The organism is Kitasatospora sp. NPDC054768, from assembly GCF_053612025.1.
In genome coordinates this window covers 1-7606 of sequence record NZ_JBSHBN010000134.1, presented here as the reverse complement: position 1 = coordinate 7606, position 7606 = coordinate 1, and the positions used below count along the sequence as shown (strand labels likewise).

Annotated in this window: 5 protein-coding genes; 3 read left to right on the top strand and 2 right to left on the bottom strand. The window is 71.3% G+C overall.

All coding sequences use genetic code 11. The annotated features are described in order from the left end of the window. Positions 1-268: 268 nt before the first annotated feature. Both ACWGKU_RS30575 and ACWGKU_RS30570 read right to left on the bottom strand, forming a co-directional pair. Complete coding sequence (locus ACWGKU_RS30575; protein WP_452180534.1) at positions 269-1300, bottom strand: glycosyltransferase family 2 protein; 1032 nt, start codon at positions 1298-1300, stop codon at positions 269-271. Positions 1301-1553: 253 nt separating this feature from the next. Continuing rightward, positions 1554-2156 carry a superoxide dismutase gene (locus tag ACWGKU_RS30570; protein WP_387751659.1) on the bottom strand — a complete coding sequence of 201 codons (603 nt, stop codon included), beginning with the start codon at positions 2154-2156 and terminating at the stop codon, positions 1554-1556. Between the two features lie 442 nt (positions 2157-2598). Here ACWGKU_RS30570 and ACWGKU_RS30565 point away from each other — a divergent pair, with 442 nt between their 5' ends. The 3 genes from ACWGKU_RS30565 to ACWGKU_RS30555 all read left to right on the top strand — a co-directional run. Further along, positions 2599-4881, top strand: coding sequence for a M9 family metallopeptidase (locus ACWGKU_RS30565; RefSeq protein ID WP_452180535.1), 2283 nt, complete (start codon positions 2599-2601; stop codon positions 4879-4881). 553 nt (positions 4882-5434) lie between these two features. Then, a complete protein-coding gene (locus tag ACWGKU_RS30560; RefSeq protein WP_401049790.1) occupies positions 5435-6481 on the top strand; it encodes a cytochrome P450 in 1047 nt (348 codons plus the stop codon). 75 nt (positions 6482-6556) lie between these two features. Beyond that, positions 6557-7606, top strand: a 1050-nt coding sequence (locus ACWGKU_RS30555; RefSeq protein WP_452191645.1) for a JmjC domain-containing protein, incomplete at its 3' end; no start/stop codon positions are given.

Genomic DNA, 7606 nt, shown 5'->3' with positions numbered 1-7606 from the left:
TGGGATTTCCCGACCCGCCGGGGGGCCACCCCGCCGGGCTCCACCCCCGGGCCACGGGGGGGCCTTGGTTACGGCCCTGTGCCCGCCGGAGGGGGGGCCCCCACCTGTCCGTGGGGCACCGCGCTCCGTGTTCTCCGGAGAGTCCGGGCTCGGCCCGGAGGCTCGGTCCGGGCCGAGCGGCCCGGCTGTCAGGAGTACGCGCCCGTCAACACTGCGCGAATGAGCAACGCGAAGGAGGCCGTGCCGTCGTGTCGCAGACAAGTCCCGCTCAGCCCCGGCGGACGGCCTGGCGGGTGCGGCGGGCGAGGCGGTGGGCGCGCTGGACGGCGACGAAGGCGGGCATGGAGTCGGCCTGGGTGAGACGGTACTTGAGGCGGAGTTGGGGGCTGAGGCCGCTCTGCGCCTCGGGGCCGATGGCCCGCAGGAGGCGGGTGACGTGCTGCTGGTAGGCGGCGCGGTAGGCGCGGTCGCCGTCGGGGACGGTCCAGAAGAACATCGGGATCTCCTCGACCAGGCAGTTGCGGTCGTAGGCGCGCAGGTGGTCGGCGAAGGCCGGCTCGGGGCGGGCGAGCAGCCATTCGCGGACGAGTTCCATCGAGCGGACGCGGTCGACCAGGCCGCGCGGGTCGGTCTTCTTCTGGGTGATGGAGAGGTCGCCGTCCTCGCGCACCCGCCAGTGGTAGATCGGGTCGGCGAGCACGTCGACGCGTTCGGCGAGGAAGTGGTGGGGCACGCTGACCGGGGCGTCCTCGTACAGGATGCCCTCGGGGTAGAGCAGGCCGGCGCCGTCGAAGAAGGTGCGCCGGTAGACCTTGTTCCAGGCGGTGCGGTCGGTGACGAGCGCGGGCAGTTCGCCGACGTGGGTGCGCAGCCGGGTCTCGCGGAACGGGCGGCGGTGGCCGTGCGAGGGGCTGAGGCCGGTGGTGCGCAGGCGCAGCGCGTTGCCGGCGGCGAAGTCGGAGCCGGTCTCGTCGAGGGTGCCGATCATCAGCTGGTAGGCGTGCGGCGGCAGGGTGTCGTCGCTGTCGACGAAGGCCAGGTACTCGGTGCCGGGGGTGAGGTGGCGCCAGCCGGTGTTGCGGGCGGCGCCGAGGCCCTGGTTCCGCTGCCGGACCAGTCGGAAGCGCGGGTCCCGTTCGGCGTACTCCTCGGCGATGGCGGGGCCGTCGTCGGTCGAGCCGTCGTCGACCAGGACGCACTCGAAGTCCTCGAACGTCTGGGCCGCGATCGAGTCCAGGCACTCCCCGAGGTAGCGCTCGACGTTGTAGATCGGGACGACGAGGGAGAGACGGGGGGCCATCGCACGGCCTTTCGCTCAGGAGCGGACGGGCCGGGCGGCCGTCGACCGCCGGTCACCGACAGTGGCCCGAGCATACGGACCGTATGCGACCCGTGGGCGAACGCCGGGTTGAATCGAGCGAGCGGATCGGTGCATCCATCGGTCCGTCGGCCGTCTCCGACGGCGACCCGCCCGCACGGGCGGCCCCTTGGGGCGCAAGGGGAAGGCCCCGGACCGCCCGACCGGTCCGGGGCCTTCCCTCACCCGCTGCGGGTCAGGCGCTCTTGACGGCCGCGAAGCGGTCCGAGACGTCCTGCCAGTTGACGACGTCCCACAGGCGGGTGACGTAGTCCGGGCGGACGTTGCGGTACTGCAGGTAGTAGGCGTGCTCCCAGGCGTCGAAGGCGAGCAGCGGGGTGGTGTTCTGGCCGACGTTGCCGTGGTGGTCGTAGACCTGCTCGACGATCAGGCGCTGACCGAGCGGCTCCCAGGACAGGATGCCCCAGCCGGAGCCCTGCACGCCGGTGGTGGCGGTGGTGAGCTGCTTCTTGAAGGCCTCGAAGCTGCCGAAGTGCTCGGTGATGGCGTCGGCCAGTTCGCCCTCGGGGCGGTCGCCGCCCTCGGGCGAGAGGTTCTGCCAGAACAGCGAGTGCAGCACGTGGCCCGACAGGTGGAACGCGAAGGTCTTCTGCAGGCCGACCAGGCCGCCGAACTGCTCCTTGTCGCGGGCCTCGGCCAGCTGGTCGAGGGTGTCGTTGGCGCCCTTGACGTACGCGGCGTGGTGCTTGGAGTGGTGCAGCTCCAGGATCTCGGCCGACATCGCCCGCTCCAGCGCGGAGTAGTCGTACGGCAGGTCGGGAAGCGTGTAGGTGCCCATCAGGACACGGCCCCTTTCGGCGGGTTGAACGGTGGTGATCGTGCCGGGACAACACTATTGCGTATCAGTTGCAAGAACGAAGCATGGGCTCCTGCTTATTCCTCACACCCCGTCGGGCACAATGGCCGCCGTTCAGCGCGCCGGCCGAAGAGGGTGGGTGACCGCGGCGGGGCGGCGGCGACACCGGGCCCCCGGCGGGTGATGCGGGCCCGACGCCCGTACGGCCCCCGGCCCGCGCGCGACTCCCGGTCGGGTCCGGAACCTCCACGGACCCGGCACCCGGGGCGGACCTGACAACGTTTCGGTCTCGCCGCCCGGTAATCCTTTCCCGGGGCTTCCCTCCGCGTTCTCCGTTGTGCCATTTTACATGTCACACAGCAAGGCCCGTGCGCCCCACGCAGCACGGCTCCCCCACCCTCAACGGCCCCGGAGGCCCCCACAGATGCGTCCCTCCTCGATAGCGAAGGACGCCGCGCGCAGACTGCCCGCGCTCGGCACCGCCCTTCTCCTCTCGCTCGGCCTGTTCGCGCCGGCCGCCCAGGCCGCCGGCACCCCCGGCTCCGCGCCGGCCGGGAGCCCGGCCGCACCCGCCTCCTCGGCCGGGAAGGCCGCGCCGCGCACGATCCCCGTGCCCAAGTCCCCGGACACCCCCGAGGACGCCCGCCCGCTCGCCTCGGACCCGCGGGCCAAGGCCACCGCCCCGACGGCGGGCAGCTCCGTCGGCGCCGGCAAGTCGGCCCGGCAGTTCTCGGCCGCGGCCGCCTGCGACGTCTCCGCCTTCACCGGCAAGTCCGGTGCCGCGCTGGTCCAGCAGGTCAAGTCGTCCGGCCTCGACTGCGTCAACACGCTGTTCCAGCTGGCCGGCAACGACGCCAAGGGCGCCTTCAACGAGGCCCAGATGGTCACCGTGGCCAACGCCCTGCGCGACACCGCCGCCACCTACCCCGGTGACAACTCCACCTCCGCCGGGCAGCTGGTGCTCTTCCTGCGCGCCGGCTACTACGTGCAGTGGAACAACAAGGACGTCGTGGGCCCGTACGGCGACGGTCTCAAGAACGCCATCCGCGGCGCGCTCGACGCCTTCTACGCCGCCCCGCACAGCAAGGACGTCACCGACGCCAACGGCGACACCCTCGCCGAGGCCGTCACCCTGATCGACAGCGCCCAGGAGAACGCCCGCTACACCGGCGTCGTCAAGCGGCTGCTGAACGACTACACCGGCAGCTGGCCCGCGGCGATGACCACCGCCGTCGCCAACACCGAGACCGTCATCGAGCGCGGCTTCGACCTGCCGGAGTTCGTCGCCGCCCTCCAGGCCGACCCGTCCTTCGCCACCACCGCGGCGTCCTTCGTCACCCGCAACAGCAACCTGATCAACGGCGGCGACCTGGTCACCAAGATCGGCATCCAGCTCGGCAACCTGGTGGCCAACGACGCGCTGCGCGCCCAGGGCCGGCCGATCCTCAAGGATCTGATCAACCGCTACCCGCTGGTCGGCAACACCGGTCCGCTCACCATGAACCTGCTCTGGTTCGCGGAGAAGAAGGACGTGGGCAACTGTTCCCTCTACGGCACCTGTGACATCCCGGCCAAGCTGGTCCCGCTGGTCCTCACCGTCGACCACACCTGCAACGCCAACCTGCGCATCCGCGCCCAGGACATGACCGCGCAGCAGCTCGCCGACACCTGCGCCAGCCTGATCAACCAGGACGCGTTCTTCCACAAGATCGTCAAGGACGGCGGCCCGGTCGCCAACGACAACAACACCAGCCTTGAGGTCGTCGCCTTCGACGACTACTACAACTACAGCCTGTACGCGTGGGAGATGTACAAGATCGAGGTCGACAACGGCGGCATGTACGAGGAGGGCGACCCGGCCAAGGCCGGCAACCAGGCCCGCTTCATCGCCCACGAGGCCTCCTGGCTGCGCCCCCAGTTCCAGATCTGGAACCTCAACCACGAGTACACCCACTACCTCGACGGCCGCTACGACATGTACGGCGACTTCGAGGCCGGCATGACCACCCCGACCATCTGGTGGGTCGAGGGCCTCGCCGAGTACGTCTCCTACAGCTACCGCGGCGAGCACTACGACGCCGCGGTCGCCCAGGCCGCCAAGGGCACCTACACCCTGAGCACCCTGTTCGACACCACCTACGACAACGCGGACTCCACCCGCGTCTACAACTGGGGCTACCTGGCGGTCCGCTACATGCTCCAGTCGCACCCGCAGGACGTCGACGCGCTGCTCGCCAAGTACCGCGCCGGCGACTGGAACGGCGCCCGCACCCTGCTGAAGACCACCATCGGCACCTCGTACGACGCCGACTTCGCCACCTGGCTCAAGCAGTGCGGCGCCGACAACTGCGGATCGCTGCCCACCAACCAGGCCCCCCTGTGCACCGCCGCCGACGCCCGGCAGTTCGACAAGAACTGCCGCCGCGACAACGTGGCCGCCACCACCGGGAACTACAGCTACAGCTTCCTGACCCTGCCGGCCGGCGTGAAGCAGCTGACCATCACCACCAGCGGGGGCACCGGCAACGCCGACCTCTACTACAACGCCGGCTCCTGGGCCACCACCGGCTCCTACACGGCCAAGTCCACCACCAGTGGCAACGGTGAGACCCTGACCATCACCAACCCGCCGGCCGGTTACGTCTTCTTCAGCCTCTACGCCCAGCAGGGCTTCGGCGGCGTGACCGTCACCACGACCTACAACTGACCGACCGCGTCACAGGCGCCGTACGCACCGTACGCGCGCACCGTACGCGCGGAAGGGCCCCGCGGCTTCGCGGGGCCCTTCCGCGTTCCCGTCCCCCTCCCCCGCCGCGAATATCCACGGGTTATAACGATTCGACCATCGAATAGATCGTCAACACCCCGTAAGAGATCGCATATTCCTCTGTCGAGGGGGTGTCCGGACGGCGAAGTTTCGGTTAGTGTCCATGAACAGATCAACCGGTTCGGCCTCCGGCAACGGAATGTCGAATAGTTCTGATGGCTCGGGTTCGGCATTATCGCCGCACCCACCAATCCCCGGAATGGAGAGTTAGTCATGAAGATGGTCAAGGCGCTCGTCAAGAAGTTCAAGAAGAACGACGACCTCGCGAACCACGCGTGGGTGCTGCACGTTATCTAACGTGGCCAGCCGCTGGCGGGGGCCCGGGTCGGCCGTGCCCCCGCCGGCGCCACGGCGCGTCCGGGATTCCCCCGCGCGCCGTACCGAACGCACTGACCAGCCATTTCGCATTGGAGGCCGGATTCCCGTGGAAGAAATGGCGACGGCAACCGCGCGCAGCCATTCCATCGTGTTCGCCCCGAGGATTCAGGAGCTACTGGCCAGGGACGAGAAGGTGTTCCGGATCGACCCGGCGAAGGTCGGCGTCTCGGACTCCCGACTGATGGCCGAAATCGTCGCGGCCCGCCCCGTCCTTTCCAACGAGCGCTCGGTCTACAAGCCCGCCGCCGGCTCCGACATCCCCCACGACAGCGCGACGCGCACCATCCGCGCACTGGGGCAGGACGCCATGGCGGGCATCCGCAAGCCCCCGCCGCCGGCGCGCGGCATGTCCGGCTCCTGGCCCTACGCCGGCACCTCCTACCTGCGCCGCTGGCTGTTCTCCGCCGACCCGCTGCCGGTCTCGCTGCTGTGGAAGCGCGGCGTCACCCGCTCCGACACCCTCTCCCGGCTCGTCGACCGCGCCGTGACCCGCTGGCCCGGCTCCGCCGACCAGGACGGCCGCACCGCACTCGCCGGGCTGATCCGCGACGCCGACGACCCGCTGGAGCGCAAGCAGGCCGTCGCGATGTACCGGCGGGCGACGGCCACCCTCTGCGACGGCGTGGCCGCGCTGACCGGCAACGCCCTGTGGCTGATGGGACCGGAACGGGGACGGCCGGAGCACCGCGCCGACCTCACCAATGTCCTCTGGGAGACGCTGCGCCTGCTGCCGCCCGCCTGGATGCTGTACCGCAACGGCGGCGCGGCGTACACCGAACTCCACCCCGAGATCCGGCCCGAGGACGACGTCGCGCTCTTCCCGCTGCTGATGCACCGCCACCCGGACTACTGGTCCGACCCGCTGGAGTTCCGCCCCGAGCGCTGGGACGGCGTCACGGACCCGGAGAAGACGCCCGGGTTCATGCCCTTCGGCTTCGAGGGCGCCCGCTGCTGGGCCAAGCACCTGATCGTGCCGCTGGCCGAGCAGCTGCTGACCACGGCCCTGGACAACCGGCTGGTCGTCCGCAGCCCGCAGCAGGACGCGCAGGTGCCGCTGCGCTCCCTGCTCTCCGTACGGTTCGAGGCGCGGGTCGAAGCCTGACGTCCCGGCATCCCGGCATCCCGGCATCCCGGCATCCCGGCGCCACCGAACACCCCTGACACCACGGGACACACCATGGAATCGCCCACACTGGCCGACTGGGTCGGCGACGTCGACGGCTTCACCGCCCGCCAGTGGCAGCGCGAGCCCGCGCTCTTCCCCCGGAAGGCCCCGGAGGCGCCGGCCGCGCCGTTCGACCTCGACGAACTGGACGCCGCCTTCGACGGCGGGCTGCTGCGCACGCCCTACCTGGAGATGGTCCGCTCCGACAAGGTGACCATCCCGCCCGAGGCCTTCACCACCTCGCGCACCGTCAACGGCACGACGCACCACGGCTTCGCGGACCGCGCGAAGGTGCTCGCCCAGCTGCACCGCGGGGCGACGCTGCTGCTGCGCTGCGTCGACCAGTGGCACCGCCCGACCGGCGAGCTGGTGGCGCGGCTGTCCGAGGAGCTCGACCGGCGGGTGGAGGCCTTCTTCTTCGTCACCCCGGCCGGCGGCCAGGGCCTCGCGGTGCACCGCGACGACGCCGACGTGTTCGTCCTCCAGGCCGCCGGGCGCAAGACCTGGTACGTCCACGACGCGCCGACGGCGGCGGACTGGCGGCTCGGCGAGCTCCCGGAGGACGAGCGCTCCCCGCTGCGCCTGCACGGCGTGCTCGAACCCGGCGGCGTGCTCTACATCCCGCGCGGCTTCGCGCACCGGGCGGTCGGCGCCGGGGGGCTGTCCGCCCATCTGTCGCTGACCGTCCGCGACCTCTCCGTGCAGGACCTGCGCACCGCCCTGGAAGGGCAGTTGGCCGAGGGCCTCGGCCTGCCTGCCCGTCCGCTCGGCGAGGCCGCGATCACCGACGCCTGCGCCGCTCTGCTCGACCACGCCCGGGCGAGGCTCGACGCGCTCGGGCCGGCGGACCTCCTGCGCGCCGCCCGCGCCGCCCGGACCGGCACCACCCAGGCGCCGGCGGCGCCGACCGAGACCGTGGAGACCCTCGCTGCGGCCGCCCGCACCTGGGAGTCCGGCGCACCCGCCGACGGACGCACCGGACTCGCCTCCGTCGGCCGCACCTGGCGCCGGCTGCGCGGCGCCGCCGAGTTGCCGGCGGCAGCGACGGGGCCCGCCCGGCGC